This window comes from Microbispora sp. H10836 (assembly GCF_012999525.1).
GTDB lineage: Bacteria > Actinomycetota > Actinomycetes > Streptosporangiales > Streptosporangiaceae > Microbispora.
In genome coordinates this window covers 30,915-47,220 of sequence record NZ_JABBWU010000010.1, presented here as the reverse complement: position 1 = coordinate 47,220, position 16,306 = coordinate 30,915, and the positions used below count along the sequence as shown (strand labels likewise).

Below are 16,306 nucleotides of genomic sequence, written 5' to 3'. Positions count from 1 at the left end.
AAGAAGCCGCAAACCACCCTGGGGCATCACCTGCCGCAGCCCTCCCGCCGGTCAGATCCTCCATGGCCTGCGGAAACGCTTGGGCCAACTGCCCTAGACGCATTCGGGAGGCTCGTTGAAGCATCGAGATGAGGCCGTTTGGGCGCGAAGTCGCCCGTGAATTCTCCCTTTTCGTGACAAATTCCATCGGTGCCGTAATCCGGCGTGGGCGGAAGGGAGACGGCCGAATTCGGGCACCGGGAAAAGCCCAGGTGGCCTGACCTGCCGAGGCCCCGATCGGGCCCAAGGAGGGGACCATGCACCGGAAATCCAGACAGCTCGCTCTCGCGGCGATTGTCGCCTCGACCTTCACGGCCGGCGGAATCGCGCTGCTCGGCGGCACCGCCTCCGCGGCCACCGGCGCCCCGCAGGCGGGTGAGCCCGGCGGATCTGTGCGGGTGACGTCGTACACCGTCAGCGAGCCGCTGCTGGCGACGGAGTCCGCATCCCAGGCCAGGACGATCTCGGCTCCGCTGATCAGCGCGCCGCTGATCGCGGAGAGCGCGCCGGTCTTCGCCCCTGAGGTGCTCCCGCCGACCGGCCTGGTGCCCCAGGCGCCGCAGCTCACCGTCTCCATGCCGCAGATGTCCGCCTCGGCGCTGCCGCGGACCGTCTCGGTCACGGTCCGCGAGCAGTTCCCGGCGCAGTGGTCCGCACGGCAGTACAGCGGTTCCAGCGGCTCGTCGTGGCGCAGCGAGTCTTCAGCCGGCGCGAGCCTGCGGAGCGAGGCGTTCCCGGCCGCGTCGATGGAGCAGATGGCGGAGGAGGCCCGGCAGACCATCAGGGACGAGGCGAGCAGCGCCAAGCAGCAGATCATGCAGGAGGCGATGAACGCGCAGCAGCGCATCGAGCAGATGTCCCTGCACGCACAGCAGCAGCTGTCGGAGACGCAGTCGTCGGCGAGCGAGTCGCAGAGCTCCTCGCTGCCGCAGAGCGCTCCGGAAAGTGCTCCGGAAAGTGCTCCGGAGAGCGCTCTGGGAAGCGCGCCGGAGAGCATCCCGCCCACGATCACGGGTCCGGAGAGCGCGCCGCCGGCGGGCATCCCGCCCACGATCACGGGTCCGGAGAGCGCGCCGCCGGCGGGTATCCCGGAAACCTCGATCGAGTCGTCCTCCTCGGAGGCGTGCCAGTAGGGCGCAGGCCCGTTCACGACACGACGGCCCCGCTTCGCGCGGGGCCGTCGGCTGTCCGGGTGCGGGGGTGCGGTCGGTTTCGATATGCCTGCGAGCTGCGAAGACAGCAATAGGTGGCGGTTAGGTAATCGATGCCCCGGCTGGCCAGGCGTAACGTGCTTTTCCGCGGAGTGGATAGGCGTGGGGCGTCTCGACGGGATGTGGACCCGGTTTGCTCGGTCGCGGCGATGCTTGCACCATGGGCGTGGCTTACCTGGAAGAATTGGCGAGACCGCTAGGGTGAATACTTCAATGCGGTTAACCGGATCGAGAGCAAGAGGAAACCGCGCCAGCCGGAGGGATCGGCGCGAGCGGAGGCGTGATGGCTCGCAGGTCAGACGTCCAGCAGGATCCGCGGATCGCTGGCGACCCTGACCCGTACCCACTGGAAGGCTTCGATCCGGCGAGCGCGGCGCGCGCCGCGGCCCCCCGCCGCAGAGGCTGGAGCGGCGGCGGAGGCCGCTGGCTCGTCTGGACCGGGCGGGTCATCCTCTGGGCGCTGATCGTCGTCATCGTGGTCAACGGCGTCCGTGCGGTGTTCGAGCGCTCCCTGCAGGACGACGGCGCCCCCTCGACGCCGGCCGGGACGGCCACCTCCGGGTTCCCGGCGACGCAGGCGGCGGCCTTCGCCAACCAGTTCGCGGCGGTCTACCTCAACTACGACGCGGCCAACCCCCAGCAGCGCGCGGAACGGCTGAAGTCGTTCCTGCCGGAGGGCGCGGACGACCAGTTCGGCTGGAACGGCTACGGGCGCATGTCGGCCGGGGCCTTCCAGTTCGCCGGGATCGACGTCGTCGACGACCACAACGCCCGGGTGACGGTGACGTACCAGTCCGGAGGCAGCCGTGGGCTGCTGTCCGTGCCGGTCTACTACGAAAACGGCAGGTTCGTGGTTGCGGCCCAACCGGCCCTGCTGCCCGCGCCGGGGCCGGCCGGCCTGCCGCAGCTCCCGGACCCCGACCGCGACTCCACCACCGAGGCCGAACTGCGTCCCCAGCTCGAAGGCTTCTTCAAGGCGTACGCCGCGGGCAACCAGGTCGACCTGCAGCGGTACGTCGCGAGCGGGGTCACCGTCAACGGGTTCGGCGGCGAGTTCACCCTCGCCGAGCTGAAGGACGTCGTGGTCCCGCCGGGCGGCACCGACAGCAGGAAGGTCACGGCGGTGGTCGTGTGGGCGGTGGCGTCCGGCGAGCAGGCGGCACTGGCGAGTCCGTCGCAGGACCCTGCGGCGCAGCCCGCCGGTCTCGAGCAGGCCTATCAGTTGACGATCGAAAAGCAGGGCGGCAAGTGGTTCGTCAGGGACATCCAGGGTGCGAACCGGTCCGTGGGGTAGCGCATGCCCGGCAAAGACATCGCTGATCCATACCCCCGGGAGGGCGAGAGTTGATACTGAAGACCATCGCGGACCACGTGCTTGATCTGGCCGCGCCGTCGCCGGCCCCGGCGACGGGCATCAACACCGAGGGTCTCGCCGACTTCCTCCGGAAGTTCTTCGCTCCGCTCTTCCTCGCGGTCGTCTCCGTCGTGGCGCTCTTCTTCCTCTTCACCCGCGAGATCACCAGGTTCGTCCAGTTCATCATCCTGGCGATCGCGATCGGCGTGATCTTCTACGTTCCCAACATCATCGAGGTGACGGCGAAGGCGATCGCGGGCGCACTTGGCATCAAGTGAGCGGGCGGAGAGGAGGTTCGGGGTGGATCTGCCCACATATACCAATATCTGGCGCATCGAGAAGCGGCTGTACAAGCTGTACGACCTACGGCTGCCGATGCCGCTTCCGGTCGTCTGGATCGGTGTGTTCGTGGGTGTCTCCGTGCCGTGGTGGGTCTTCCTCTACCTGATCGGCCTGCCCTTCGCGGCCCCGTGGCACGTCATCTACCTGGTTCCCCCCGGCGTGCTCACCTGGCTGTCCACCCGTCCCGTCATCGAGAGCAAGCGCCTCACCGAGCTGCTTCAGTCACAGCTCCGCTACATGAGCGAGCCCCGGACGTGGTGCCGGATGGCCCCGTTCGACGAGCCGGACGAGGTCGCACTCACGGCGCGCGTCTGGCGGACCACGCCGCCGGCCGTGACGGGGAACGGCAGGGCGGCCCGCAAGGCGCGCCGTGCCGTCTCGGTCAAGGTGCCGGTCCCGGAGGTCTCCGCAACCGGCGCACGGCCGGCCTCGGGGGCCGCCGTGCGAGCGGGCGCGCGTCAGGTGGACCCCTCACGCGTGGTACGCCCGGCCGTGGCGGCCGCCGCTGCCGCCGCCACACCGGTCGTCGCCGACACCCCGGCCCCCATCCCGGCCACCACCTCGGCCAAGACCGCCCGCGGCGGTGCCGGCGCCACCGGTGAGCGCGTCCTCTACCTCCCGGAGCCGTCCGCACCTCCCGTACGTGAGGAGGCGCGGGGCGGCCACGCCACCGGCCCGGAACGTGAGCGCGAGCAGCAGCACGAGAGCGAGAGCCACGAGAGGCACGAGGGCCACGAGCGGGGCCCCGTCACTGCGGCCTCGCACGCCGCTCCCGCAGCTCCCGCCGAGGCTCCGGACGCGCCCGCCGTCCCGCCCATCGGCACGGAGGCGCTGCGCCGTCTGCGCCGGCTCGCCGCTTCGGCCGAACCCCGCGCCATAGGGCACTCCGGTGTGACGCCCTTCGCCGAGGCGCCCCCGCGGCCCGGCGAGCAGGCGGCGGAGGAGAAACCGGCGGAGGAGACACCGGCGGAGGAGACACCGGGGGAGGAGGCACAGACGGAGGAGGCGCCGTCCGCGCCCCAGGAGTCCGCCGGTGGCGAGCGGGACGCCGAGGCGCTCGAACAGCATCGCAAGGGCCGGCCGCCGCGGCTCGTACGGCCACGGGTGCCGGGAGACGCCTGGGGCGAGACGTCCCGGACATCCTCACCGGAGCCGGAGCGGACGCCTCCGGCGGCGGACGAAGCGCCCGCGGCCACCGAAGACGCGGCCACGGGAGACGCGGAGACGGGAGACGCGGAGACGGGAGACGCGGAGACGGACGAGCCCGCGACGGTCGCTCCCGCCGCGACGGACCTTCCGGCGGAGCCCACGATGGCCGACGCCGGCTCCTCCCCGGACGCCGCGCGGGAGGGGACGCACACACCGGGGTCCCGGCCGTACGAGAGTGCCGGGGGCGCCCCCCGTGGCACCACCCCCGGCGGCACCGGCGCCGGCCCCGCCGTGACGCCTCCCGCGGCCCCCGCGGGGGTGTCGATCCGGGCCGTGCCCGCGGGACCCCGGGCGGCCGGCCCTGCCGGTCCCGCCCGGCCGTCGCTGCCCGCCGCGCACAGGACCACCCCCGGCAGGCCGGCGCACGAGGAGCCGCCGCGGCTGCGCCGCGTCGAGGCCGTAGTCGGCCGTGACACCTCGGGCGGCTGGCGGCGCCTGGCACAGGTCGTCGTGGGCGGCAGCCGTACGGACGGCATGGAGGTCGACGAGGCCCGGGCCCGCGTCCCGCTCACCAGCAGCAGCCGGATCATGGTGCTCGGCTGCACGGGCGGCGCCGGGCAGACGACCACGGCGTTAATGCTGGGCCACACGCTGGCCCGTTACCGGGAGGACCGCGTGCTCGCGCTCGACGCGAACACCGGAGAGGACACCCTCACGACGAGGATCGCCGCCGACTCGCCCGAGACGCTGAGCTCGCTCATCGAGAGCTCGGAAGAGGTGACCGGCTACCTCGGCATGCGGGCGTACACGACGCGCTGCGAATCGGGACTGGAGGTCGTCGGGGCGGACACCGACGACCGGGTGACGCAGCGCCTGGCGGACCGCGCCTTCCTGGCCGACTGGCGCAGGACGCTCGCCGCGCTCGACCGGCACTACCGGCTTACCGTGATCGACCCCGCGGCCGCGCTGGCGGCCCGGCTCCTGCCGTACGCCGACCAGCTCGTGCTGGTCGCCCCCGCGAGCGAGGACGCCTCCGAGGCGGTGGCGATGACCTACGAGTGGCTCGATGGGCACGGCTGCTCCGACCTGCGGCGCCGCGCCGTGATGGTGATCAACGGCGTGAGCCGCCGCAGCCTCCCCGAGGTGGAGCAGGCCGAGGCGGTGGCCAGCGGCCGCTGCCGGGCCATCGTCCGGGTGCCCTGGGAGGACGAGCTGGCTCCCGGGCGGCCGGGACCGGTCGACGTCAATCACCTCCGAATAGGCGGCCGCAGGGCGTACGTTGCGCTTGCGGGTGTGATCGTTAGCGGCCTGGCGACTGTCCAGGCCAAGCAGGAGGTGGCCAGATGAGGGGCGAGCGAGGAAGCTGGTGAGAGGTCGATGAGCAGGGCGCGCAGTCGCCTCGCGGTGCGTTACTTCGACGATCGCGTTCTCCTCACCGACTCGGCGGCCTGGGCCTACTTCCGGCTGCCGACGGTGAGTTACGAGTTCCTCACCCCCGAGGAGCGCGAGGCGCTGGCCACCAACATCACGATCGCGCTGGCCGCGATCAGGATGCAGGACGCCGAGGTGCACCTGCGGATCGCGCACCGGGCCTATCCGGCCGCCGAGTGGGCGATGGCGCTCAACTCGACATCGGACGAGGGCCCGGGCTGGCGGGAGTACCTGGAGGAGATGTACCGCCACGTCTGGGCGAAGGACTTCTGGAGCAAGGAGATCTACCTCGGCGTACGGCTCGGGCCGCGCGGCGCGCAGCTCGGCACGGGCGTGCTGGCCCAGCTCTTCGGCTTCTACCAGCGCGGCGAGAAGACGCTCGGCATCGAGGACGACCACGTGCCGGACAAGGAGATCGCCCGGTGGACCGAGGCCGCGGAACGGCTCGGCCGGGCGCTCGCCTCCAGCGCGTTGTACGCCCGCCACGCCACCTCCACGGAGATCGCCTGGCTGTACCAGCACGCGGCGGCGGGCGGCCTCGGTGAGCCGCTGCCCTCGGCCACGCCGCGCCGCAGGTGGGGCAAGGGCGAGATCGAGTCGCTGGTCGAGGGGCAGATCCACAACGGCAGGTCGCTGCTGCGCATCGAGCAGCCGGCCGGAGACTCCTGGACCGCGCACCTGTCGTTCGCCCGGTTCCCCGACCTGATGCCGTTCCCCGACGGGGAGCCGTGGCTGCACTTCGCCGACCAGTTGCCGTTCCCGGTGGAGGTCTCCAGCCGGATGCGGCTGATCCCCCCGGTCAGGGCGAGCAAGGACGTGGCGCGCAAGCTGGCCCACGCGCGCGACATGGACATCCACATCCGCGAGGCGGGCGCCGAGGCGCCGCTCGCGCTGGCCGAGCAGATCGACGCCGCCCGCATGCTGGAGCACGGCATCACCAAGGAGCGCCTGCCGTTCGTGTACGGCTGGCACCGGCTCAGCGTCAGCGCGCCGACCGAGGAGATGTGCGTGCAGCGCGTCGAGGCCGTCGTGGAGCACTACCGCGACATCGGCATCGACGTCGTCAACTCCACCGGCGACCAGTTCTCGCTGTTCTGCGAGGCACTTCCGGGCGAGCGGCTGCGGGTCAACGCGTACGCCCAGCGGCAGCCGCTGCGCACGATCGCGGGCGGCATGGCCACCGCGACCGTCGAGCTCGGCGACCGGGTGGACGAGTCGAACGCCGGATGGATCGGGCCGTACGTCGGGGAGACGCTGGGACGGGCCCGCAGTATCGTGCACTTCGACCCGCTCGTCGCGGCGGCGCGCAACCGCCCGACCGCCATCGCGATCACCGGTGAGCCGGGCGGCGGCAAGACCACGCTCGCGTTGCTGCTGATCTACCAGATGGCGCTGCGCGGCGTCACGATCGCGGTCATCGACCCCAAGGGCGACGCCGAGTCGCTCGTACGGCTGCTGCAACGGCGGGGCCGCAAGGCGCGGGTCATCCCGCTGGGGTCGGCCGCGCCGGGCCTGCTCGACCCGTTCTCGTTCGGCGACGACATCGCGACGAAGAAGACGATGGCGACCGAGACCCTGCGACTGCTGCTGCCGAGGATGTCCGAGGAGCGTGAGTCCGCCATGATCCAGGCGGTCGCCGCGATCTCCAACGAACCCGACCCCTCGCTGGGCAAGGTGGTCGACCACCTGGAGCAGTCGACCGACCCGGCGTCCAAGAACCTGGGGGCCGTGCTCCGGTCGATGTCGGAGATGCACCTGGCCCGGCTGTGCTTCGACGCCTCCGGCGGCGAGCAGATCGACACCGAGGGCTGGACGACCGTGTTCACGCTCGGCGGCCTCACGCTGCCCGACGTGATGACGGCCAGGGACGACTACTCCTACGAGCAGCGGCTGTCGGTCGCGCTGCTCTACCTGGTGTCGCAGTTCGCGCGCCGCCTGATGAACGGGCTCGACCGGCGCACGCCGAAGGCGATCTTCCTCGACGAGGCGTGGGCGATCACGTCCACGCCCGAGGGCGCCAAGCTCGTGCCCGAGGTCTCCCGGATGGGCCGCTCGCGCAACACGGCGCTCGTCCTGGTCTCGCAGAACGCCGGTGACCTGCTCAACGAGCAGGTGACCAACTGTCTGTCGTCGGTCTTCGCGTTCCGATCGACCGAACGCGTGGAGGTCGAGCACGTGATGGAGCTCCTCGGCGTGGACCCGTCGGAGGAGCACAAGGCGGTGCTGCGCTCCCTGGGCAACGGGGAGTGCGTCTTCCGGGATCTGGACGGCCGGGCAGGCCGTATCGGGGTGGACCTTATCTCGGAGGAACTGCTGCGCTGGCTCGACACCAATCCGACACACGACAAACCCAACGAGAACGTGCATGATCTTCTTGACGGGGGCTCCGGTCGGTCGGGGGTCACGCAGGAGGTGCGATCGTGAGCGTGCGCAGGAACGGTCCCAGAGGTCGCACCAGAGAGGGCGGCGGACGAGGCAGGCGGGTCCGCCGGACCCTGGCCCTGCTGTTCGTCGCCTTCGCGGCGTTCGTGACGCTTCCGCTGGTCTTCCCGGCGGACACGGCGAGCGCCGTCGGGCCCTGCGACCTGTCGCCGGCCCTCGCCCCGGAGATCGTGGGCGGCGGCGTCGACGGGCTGGTCCAGCCGCCGGCCGGGGACGTGAGCGCGGCCGACGGCCAGAACACCGCACAGACGCCGAAGGAACCGGCGACCAACTACGAGCGGTACGGCATGGCCGGCCAGTTCTGGCACACCTACGACCTGGGGTGTTCCGACGTCACGGCCGTGCTCGGCAACGCCTGGGCCAACACGGTCTTCTCCTGGGCCAAGGCCGTCGACCGGCTGACGATCAGCACCTACCAGGCGGCGGCCACCGAGGGCCCGCTGCAGCCCATCAAGGAAGTCGCCGACGAGATCGTCACCAACCTCGCCAACGCGATGTACTGGCCGTACCTGCGGCCGATCGTCATCCTCGGCGCGATCTGGCTGGCGTGGTACGGCCTGATCCGCAAGCGCGCGACGACCACCACCGAGGGCGTCATCTGGATGGTCCTCGCCGTCACGGTCGCGATCTGGTTCTTCAGCCGCCCGGGTGACTTCACCAGCCTCGGCAAGACCGTGACCGACAAGACCGGCGAGATCGTCAACTCCGCGTTCTCGGGGCTGCCCGGGGCGGGTGGCGCGTCCTGTCTGCCGATGAAGGAGACCGCGCCCGGCGAGGTGCCGAGCGAGCCCACCGCGGGTGGCTACGGCCGCCAGGGCACGCCCGGCGTGGCGCAGAACGCCGACGCGCTGTGGTCGGTCCTGGTCTGCAAGCCGTGGCTGATGGGCGAGTTCGGCACGGCCGATCCCGACGCCGGTCTCGTCAAGGGCCTCGGCGCGAAGCTGCTCGGAATTCAGGCGATCGACGCGGCGGAACAGGCGGACAGGCAGACGCCGGCCTCCGACTCCCACCAGAAGCGGTTCGAGGAGGAGGTCGCCAAGCCGCTGGAGAGCACCCCGGCGTACTTCCTCTTCCAGGGCAAGGACTGGACCAGCCGCCTGGGCATCGCGATCGGCGCGTTCATCGCGGCGATGGTCGCCGGTCTGCTCATCTTCCTCGTCGCGGTGTCGCTGCTCGTCCTGAAGGTCGGCTTCCTCCTGCTGCTGATGCTCGGGCCGATCTTCCTGTTGATCGGCGTGCATCCGGGCTCGGGCCGCATCATCGCCATGCGCTGGGTGGAGATGCTGGTCGGCACCCTGCTGCGCCAGGCCGTGCTGGCCCTGGTGCTCGGGATCCTCGTGTACGGCTACGCGCTGATCATCTCGACCAACCTGCCCTGGGGCATGCAGATCCTGTTCATGGCGCTGATGACGATCGCGGTCTTCTTCTACAGACGGCCGTTCCAGCATCTGTTCGCCTCGATGGACGGGCACACGATCACCACCCGGATGCTCGGCGAGGCCACCGCCGCGCCGACGCTGTCGCGGGCGGCCAACGCGCTGCCGCCGGTGGCGGCGGTCCGGGCGGGCCGGTGGGGCCTGCGCAAGGCCGAGCCGGTCATCGGCGCGGCCGCGATGGCCACCGGCGCGGGCACGGCGGCCGCCGCCGCGGCGGGCGTGGCACAGGGACGCGTGCGCGGCGAGGAGGGCGCGGGCAACGTCGCCGCCCAGGTCGGAGCACGTGCGGGGGCGCAACCCGCGCCGCTCGACGCCGACGCGCAGGGGGCCGGTCGCCGCAAGGCCGGAGTCGCCGCCTCCCGTCCGGGAACGGCCCCGCCGCTCAACCTGTCGGGCGTTCGGCCCGCCTCCCCGGCCCGGTCCGCCCCACAGACCGGGTCGTCGGCGGCGCCGTCGGCGGGGAGCCCGGCCGCCCCGCCGCAGCGGGTCACCGGCGTGCCAGCCGCGTCCGCCGCACCGTCCCGCGGCGGTTCGAGCGGCGGCCCGGGCGGTGGTTCGAGCGGTGGTTCGAGCGGTGGTTCGAGCGGTGGTTCAGGTGGCGGCTGGTTCAGCGGCAGGTCGGGCGGCTGGGCCTCCCGGCCGTCGTCCCCGCGGCCGTCCGGCGGCGGCTCGGGCGGGTTCTTCGGCGGCTCGCGCGGCTCGTCCGGCGGATCGAGCAGGTCCGGTGGGCCGAGCAGGTCGGGCGGCTCGGGCGGCTCGGGTGGCTCGGGTGGCCTGTTCGGCGGTTCGTCCCGGCGGAGTGACGGCGGCCGTTCCCGCCCCGCCCCGCCACGCGACTCCGGCTCGTCCTCCAGCCGTTCCCGTTCGGCCGAGCCGCCCCCGCTCTGGCTGCCGAGCAGGGGAGCGGGCACACGACGCGACAGCGACGCGCCGACCCCGTTCTGGGCCAAGCCCGCCGACCGCGACTCCGGCGACTGATGAGAAGCCGGAACAGCGATCGAGGCAAGGGCCTGGCCTTCGCGGCGGCCGTCGTGGTGCTCGCCGCCGTCGGCGTCTATCTCACGATGGCCCCGCCGTCCGAGGGCGACGAGCAGCCGCGGGAGCAGTCCGTCGTGGCCACCGCTCCGGCGACGAGGGCGGTCCGGGAGCCCAGCCCGGTGGCCACGACCCCCGGCGCCTTCGACGTCTACGCGTACCTGCCGCTGTCGAGGGAGGAGATCGGCGCGGCGGCCGACCTGGCGCGCCGTTTCACCGAGGCGTACGGCACCTTCTCGGCCGGTGAGGAGCCGGCGGCCCGCGCCGACCGGCTGAAGCGGTTCGCGACCGACGAGTTCGCCGGGCAGCTCACCAGGACCGTCACCGACCCCGCGGTGGTGGACCAGAACGAGGCCGACCAGGTGACCTCGAAGGGGTCGGCGAAGGTGGCGACGATCCGCGACATGACGGCCAACCAGGTGGCGTTCGTCGTCGACTCGGTCCGCCACGTGACGGACAAGAACGGTCAGAAGGACGTGCCGGAGCGGTTCGCCGTGACCGTGGTCAAGGCGGGGACCGACTGGCGGGTGTACGACCTGCAACTGGCCGACGCCGGCCAGGACGGGGACACCTCGCCGTGACCGCCTCGACGCGCGTCGTGCGCAGGCTCGCGTCGGCGGGGCGGGACTGGCGGACGATCGCCGTGGCCCTGGTCGTGATCGTCCCGGTCACGCTGTTCGGCTCGATCATCCTGATGACCCCCAGCCCGTCGATCCTCCTCGGCGGCGGCGCGGCCGAGAACTGTGCCGAGGCGGCCACAGGAGACACGGCGGACGTCTCCCAGACGGCCCAGGGCGACATCCCGACGGACTACCTAGAGCTCTACAAGAAGTTCGGCAAGCAGATCGGCGTGCAGTGGAACGTCCTGGCGGCCATCGGCAAGCGGGAGACGAATCACGGGCGCTCGACGTTGCCGGGCGTGAGCAGCGGCACCAACTACGCGGGGGCCGCCGGGCCGATGCAGTTCCTCATCAGCACCTGGGGCGGCCAGGCCAAGATGAAGATCGAGCCGGGCATCAACGGCTACGCCTCCGACGGCGACGGGGACGGCTACGGCGACGTCTACAACCCGGCGGACGCCATTCTCGGCGCCGCCAAGATGCTCAAGCGCAACGGCGCGCCCGACGACCTCAGAAAGGCGATCTTCGTCTACAACCGGGCCACCTGGTACGTGGACCAGGTGCTGGAGATCGCCAAACGCTACGCGGCGACCGGGGACATCGGCGTGCCGCCCGAGGCCGACCCGGCCTGCGACTCCGGCTACGTCGACAGCGCCACCGACGACGTCGTGCGCGACATCCTCGAGTACGCCCTGGCGCAGCGGGGCAAGCCGTACCGGTGGGGCGGCACCGGCCCGGACGCCTTCGACTGCTCGGGGATCATCTACATGGCCTACCGGAACGCGGGTCTGACCATTCCCCGGACGACCTTCGGCCAGTGGCCCTTCGGCATGAAGATCGAGGAAGGCGAGGAGCGGCCCGGAGACCTCGTCTTCTTCAACGCCGGTCCGGGCACGTCCGCGGACAATCCCGGGCATGTCGGCATGGTCGTGTCGCCCGGGAAGATGATCGAGGCACGGTGCACGCTGTGCGGACCGATCAAGGTCACGACCTACCGCGACCGGCCGAACATCGTCGGCTTCACCCGCCCGCTGGAGAACGAGACCGTCGTCGCGCAGCTGAAGCGGGCCGTGACGTGACGCGCCTCGTCGTCGGCGCCGCGATCGTCCGCGACGGCCGCCTCCTGGCCGCCCAGCGCGCCGCGCCCCCCGAGCTGCGAGGCGGCTGGGAGTTCCCCGGCGGGAAGGTCGACCCGGGGGAGGACGAGCGCGCCGCGCTGGTGCGCGAATGCGCGGAGGAGCTCGGCGTCCAGGTCGTCCTCGGCCGCCGCGTCGGCGGGGATTGGCCCCTGCCCGGCGGCCACCTGATGCACGTGTGGCTCGCCACCGTCGTCACGGGCGTGCCCCGCCCGCTGGAGCACCTCGAGCTGCGGTGGCTGGAGCCGCACGAGTTGTACGACGTCGCCTGGCTTCCGGCGGACCTGCCGGTCGTCGCCGCGATCGAGAAGCTGCTGCCCGGTTCCGCGACCACATAGTCGCCGAATCGTTCGCAAGATCCGGCTTGGCTCCTCCTTTTACCGAACTACAATCGGTCTTGACTTGGGAGCCGGGCCGACGGGAGGCGAGCGGTGATCGGACGCGCGTACATGAGAGCCGCGTCCTCGGCGGTCGCGTCCGTGGCCATCGCCACGGTGGCGATCCTGGCCATGGGCCCGGTGATCGGCGCCAACGCCGACCCCGTGGAGCCGTGCGACCCCGTCCAGGACCCCCAGTGCGCCGTCGTCACGGTCACTGTCACCCAGACGCCGCCGGTCACCCCCTCGGGGGCGGCGAGCCCCACCGCGGAGCCCGTGGTGACCAAGACCGTCACCATCACGCCGACGCCGAAGCCGACCAAGACGAAGACGCCCAAGCCGGCCGCGACGACCACCGCTCCCCCCGCGTCCACCACGGAGCAGGACCTCCCGCCGCAGAACACGCAGACGCTCCCCTCGCTGAACGAGGTCTCCACCCCGAGTCCCACCCCGTCCCCGGAGGACGTCGGACAGGTGCAGCTGCCCCAGGCGTCCGCGTCACCGGACGTGGCGCAGCAGACCCCCACCGCGGGCGCGTCGTTCGAGCAGCCCGATCCCGAGACGGTGCCGATCGAGATCCGCAACGCGTCTCCGGAGTACGACAAGCCGACGCTGGCCCACCGGCTCGCCATCCCCGCCGGGGTGCTCGTGGGCATCGCGCTGATCGCCTGGCTGATCTTCGAGGGCCGGCTGCGCAGGATGGCGCACGCCGCCGCCGTACGGCGAGGAGGCCCGGCCGCGGCGCGGACGGCGGCTCCCGAGCCGGCGGCGTACCCGGCGGCCACGCCCGGCTACGCCCCGATGGTCGGCTTCGTGCCCGTCCAGCACTACACGATGGGGTATCCGCAGCAGCCCTACGGCTACCCGGTGCCGTACGGCTACGCCCAGCCGTACGGCTATCCGCCGGCGGACCCCGCCCAGATGCAGGCCCAGCAGCAGGCACAGCAGCAGGCACAGGGCCAGCAGCAGTATCCCGCCCCGGCCGACCCCTGGGCCGAGGCCACCGGCCCCGGCGAGGAGCCGGGCAGCCGCCGCTGAAAACGAGAAGCGCCGATCGGACCGGCCGATCGGCGCTTCCTCCCCGGGCTCAGCGCTGACGCTTGAAGATCTTCGAGCCCAGCCAGACCAGCGGGTCGTACTTCCGGTCGACCACGCGCTCCTTCATCGGAATGATCGCGTTGTCGGTGATCTTGATGTGCTCCGGGCAGACCTCGGTGCAACACTTGGTGATGTTGCAGTAGCCGAGGCCGTGCTCGTCCTGCGCCGACTCCTTGCGCTCCGCCACGTCGTACGGGTGCATGTCGAGCTCGGCGATCCGGATGAAGTAGCGCGGGCCGGAGAAGGCCGGCTTGTTCTCCTCATGGTCGCGGATCACGTGGCAGACGTTCTGGCACATGAAGCACTCGATGCACTTGCGGAACTCCTGAGACCGCTCGACGTCGACCTGCTGCATGCGGTACTCGCCCGGCTTCACGTCGGCCGGCGACGTGAACGACGGGACCTCGCGGGCCTTCTGGTAGTTGAACGACACGTCCGTCACCAGGTCCTTGATGACCGGGAACGTCCGCAGCGGCGTGACCGTGATGGTCTCGCTCTCCTCGAAGGTGGACATCCGGGTCATGCAGCCCAGCCGGGGCTTGCCGTTGATCTCCATCGAGCACGACCCGCACTTGCCGGCCTTGCAGTTCCAGCGGACCGCGAGGTCGGGCGCCTGTGTGGCCTGGAGCCGGTGGATGACGTCGAGGACGACCTCGCCCTCGTTCACCTCGACGGTGAAGTCCTCCAGGCGGCCCTCGCCGCCCTCACCGCGCCAGACGCGGAACTTCGCCTTGTATCCCATCACGACTCCTTGACCGCGGCGTCGTATTCCGCCAGCTCTTCCTCGGTGAGGTACTTCTCCAGCTCGGAGCGCTCGAACAGACCGATGAGGTCGCCCCGCATGGACGGCTGGACCTGCTCCTCGACCGTGATGGACGTGCCGTCCTGGGAGGCGGAGCAGACCAGCAGCCTGCGCCGCCACTCGGCCGACATGCCCGGGTAGTCGTCGCGGGTGTGACCGCCGCGGCTCTCCTCCCGCAGCAGCGCGGCCTTCGCCACACACTCGCTCACCAGCAGCATGTTCCGCAGGTCGAGCGCCAGGTGCCAGCCGGGGTTGTAGATCCGGCTGCCCGAGGAGGCGCAGTTCTTGGCCCGCTCCTTGAGCTTCTCGATGACCTGGAGGGCCTCGCTGATCTCCTCGGACTTGCGAATGATGCCGACCAGGTCGTTCATCGTGCGCTGCAGCTCGTGGTGGACCTCGTACGGGTTCTCCCCGCCGCTGCGCTCCAGCGGGGCCAGCGCCTCGGCCCTGACCTCGTCGAGGCCGGTCACCGCCGGCCGCCTGGCCAGCCCGTCCACGTACGCGGCGGCTCCCGCGCCGGCCCGGCGGCCGAACACCAGCAGGTCCGACAGCGAGTTGCCGCCGAGGCGGTTCGAGCCGTGCATGCCGCCGGAGACCTCGCCGGCCGCGAACAGCCCGGGGACCGACGCCGCGCCGGTGTCGGCGTCCACCTCGACGCCGCCCATGACGTAGTGGCAGGTCGGGCCGACCTGCATGGGCTCCTTGGTGATGTCGACGTCCGCCAGCTCCTTGAACTGGTGGTGCATCGACGGCAGCCGCCTGGTGATCTCGGCCGCCGGGAGCCGGGTGGACACGTCGAGGAACACGCCGCCCTGCGGTGACCCGCGCCCGGCCTTCACCTCGGCGTTGATCGCCCTGGCCACCTCGTCACGGGGCAGCAGCTCCGGCGGACGCCGGTTGTTGGCCTGGTCGTCGTACCAGCGGTCCGCCTCCTCCTCGGTCGTGGCGTACTTGTCCTTGAACACGTCCGGGACGTAGTCGAACATGAAGCGGCGGCCCTCGGAGTTGCGCAGGACGCCGCCGTCGCCGCGCACCGACTCCGTCACCAGGATGCCGCGCACCGACGGGGGCCAGACCATGCCCGTCGGGTGGAACTGGATGAACTCCATGTTGATGAGCTTCGCGCCGGCGAGCAGGGCCAGCGCGTGACCGTCACCGGTGTACTCCCAGGAGTTCGACGTGACGACGTACGACTTGCCGATGCCGCCGGTGGCCAGCACCACGGCGGGGGCGTCGAAGACGATGAAGTCGCCCGTCTCGCGCCAGTAGCCGAAGGCCCCGGAAATCGCGTCCCCGTCCTTCATCAGGCGGGTGATCGTGCACTCGGCGAAGACCTTGATGTACGCCTCGGGGTCGCCGTGCAGCTTCTCGTCCTCCTGCTGGAGGGCGACGACCCGCTGCTGGAGGGTGCGGATCAGCTCCAGGCCGGTACGGTCGCCGACGTGGGCGAGGCGAGGGTACTCGTGGCCGCCGAAGTTGCGCTGGCTGATCTTGCCGTCCTTGGTGCGGTCGAACAGCGCGCCCCAGGCCTCCAGCTCCCAGACGCGGTCCGGGGCCTCCTTGGCGTGCAGCTCCGCCATGCGCCAGTTGTTGAGGAACTTGCCTCCGCGCATGGTGTCGCGGAAGTGCACCATCCAGTTGTCGCTGCTGTTGACGTTGCCCATCGCGGCGGCGGCGCCGCCTTCGGCCATGACCGTGTGGGCCTTGCCGAACAGCGACTTGCAGACGATGGCCGTCCGCTTGCCCTGCTGCCGCGCCTCGATCGCCGCGCGGAGTCCCGCTCCACCGGCTCCGATGACGACGACGTCGTATTCGTGACGCTCCACGTGAAATC

At 71.4% G+C, this 16,306-nt stretch carries 12 protein-coding genes; 10 read left to right on the top strand and 2 right to left on the bottom strand.

Features of this window, described 5'->3' with window-relative positions; genetic code table 11:
* The first annotated feature begins 296 nt into the window (after window positions 1-296).
* The 10 genes from HHX30_RS19325 to HHX30_RS19280 all read left to right on the top strand — a co-directional run bounded on the left by HHX30_RS19325 (window position 297) and on the right by HHX30_RS19280 (window position 13,610).
* Window positions 297-1,172 (top strand): hypothetical protein, encoded by an 876-nt coding sequence (locus HHX30_RS19325; protein WP_169983375.1) that lies wholly within the window; start codon window positions 297-299, stop codon window positions 1,170-1,172.
* A 361-nt stretch (window positions 1,173-1,533) separates the two neighbouring features.
* Entirely contained in the window at window positions 1,534-2,544 is a 1,011-nt protein-coding gene (locus HHX30_RS19320) for a conjugal transfer protein (RefSeq protein ID WP_169983374.1), read from the top strand.
* 50 nt (window positions 2,545-2,594) lie between these two features.
* Window positions 2,595-2,882: a hypothetical protein gene (locus HHX30_RS19315; RefSeq protein WP_169983373.1), complete on the top strand. Its 288-nt coding sequence runs from the start codon at window positions 2,595-2,597 to the stop codon at window positions 2,880-2,882.
* A 22-nt stretch (window positions 2,883-2,904) separates the two neighbouring features.
* Complete coding sequence (locus tag HHX30_RS19310; protein WP_169983372.1) at window positions 2,905-5,442, top strand: TcpE family conjugal transfer membrane protein; 2,538 nt, start codon at window positions 2,905-2,907, stop codon at window positions 5,440-5,442.
* A gap of 30 nt (window positions 5,443-5,472) precedes the next feature.
* Window positions 5,473-7,950 (top strand): ATP-binding protein, encoded by a 2,478-nt coding sequence (locus HHX30_RS19305; RefSeq protein WP_169983371.1) that lies wholly within the window; start codon window positions 5,473-5,475, stop codon window positions 7,948-7,950.
* The gene (locus HHX30_RS19300) at window positions 7,947-10,382 is read left to right on the top strand and encodes a type IV secretion system protein (RefSeq protein WP_311922608.1); all 2,436 of its coding nucleotides are present in this window, start codon (window positions 7,947-7,949) and stop codon (window positions 10,380-10,382) included. Before HHX30_RS19305 ends, HHX30_RS19300 begins: the two co-directional genes overlap by 4 nt.
* Window positions 10,382-11,020 carry a hypothetical protein gene (locus HHX30_RS19295; protein WP_169983370.1) on the top strand — a complete coding sequence of 213 codons (639 nt, stop codon included), beginning with the start codon at window positions 10,382-10,384 and terminating at the stop codon, window positions 11,018-11,020. The genes HHX30_RS19300 and HHX30_RS19295 overlap by 1 nt, the downstream gene beginning before the upstream one ends.
* Window positions 11,017-12,138 carry a bifunctional lytic transglycosylase/C40 family peptidase gene (locus tag HHX30_RS19290; RefSeq protein WP_310742142.1) on the top strand — a complete coding sequence of 374 codons (1,122 nt, stop codon included), beginning with the start codon at window positions 11,017-11,019 and terminating at the stop codon, window positions 12,136-12,138. The genes HHX30_RS19295 and HHX30_RS19290 overlap by 4 nt, the downstream gene beginning before the upstream one ends.
* Entirely contained in the window at window positions 12,135-12,533 is a 399-nt protein-coding gene (locus HHX30_RS19285) for a (deoxy)nucleoside triphosphate pyrophosphohydrolase (RefSeq protein ID WP_169983369.1), read from the top strand. The genes HHX30_RS19290 and HHX30_RS19285 overlap by 4 nt, the downstream gene beginning before the upstream one ends.
* 93 nt (window positions 12,534-12,626) lie before the next feature.
* Window positions 12,627-13,610, top strand: a complete 984-nt coding sequence (locus tag HHX30_RS19280; protein WP_169983368.1) for a hypothetical protein — start codon at window positions 12,627-12,629, stop codon at window positions 13,608-13,610.
* 49 nt (window positions 13,611-13,659) lie between these two features.
* Here HHX30_RS19280 and HHX30_RS19275 read toward each other — a convergent pair whose 3' ends face one another.
* Together HHX30_RS19275 and HHX30_RS19270 are read right to left on the bottom strand one after the other, a co-directional pair.
* Entirely contained in the window at window positions 13,660-14,412 is a 753-nt protein-coding gene (locus HHX30_RS19275; RefSeq protein ID WP_169983367.1) for a succinate dehydrogenase/fumarate reductase iron-sulfur subunit, read from the bottom strand.
* The gene (locus tag HHX30_RS19270; RefSeq protein WP_169983366.1) at window positions 14,412-16,298 is read right to left on the bottom strand and encodes a fumarate reductase/succinate dehydrogenase flavoprotein subunit; all 1,887 of its coding nucleotides are present in this window, start codon (window positions 16,296-16,298) and stop codon (window positions 14,412-14,414) included. The genes HHX30_RS19275 and HHX30_RS19270 overlap by 1 nt, the downstream gene beginning before the upstream one ends.
* Window positions 16,299-16,306: the final 8 nt, after the last annotated feature.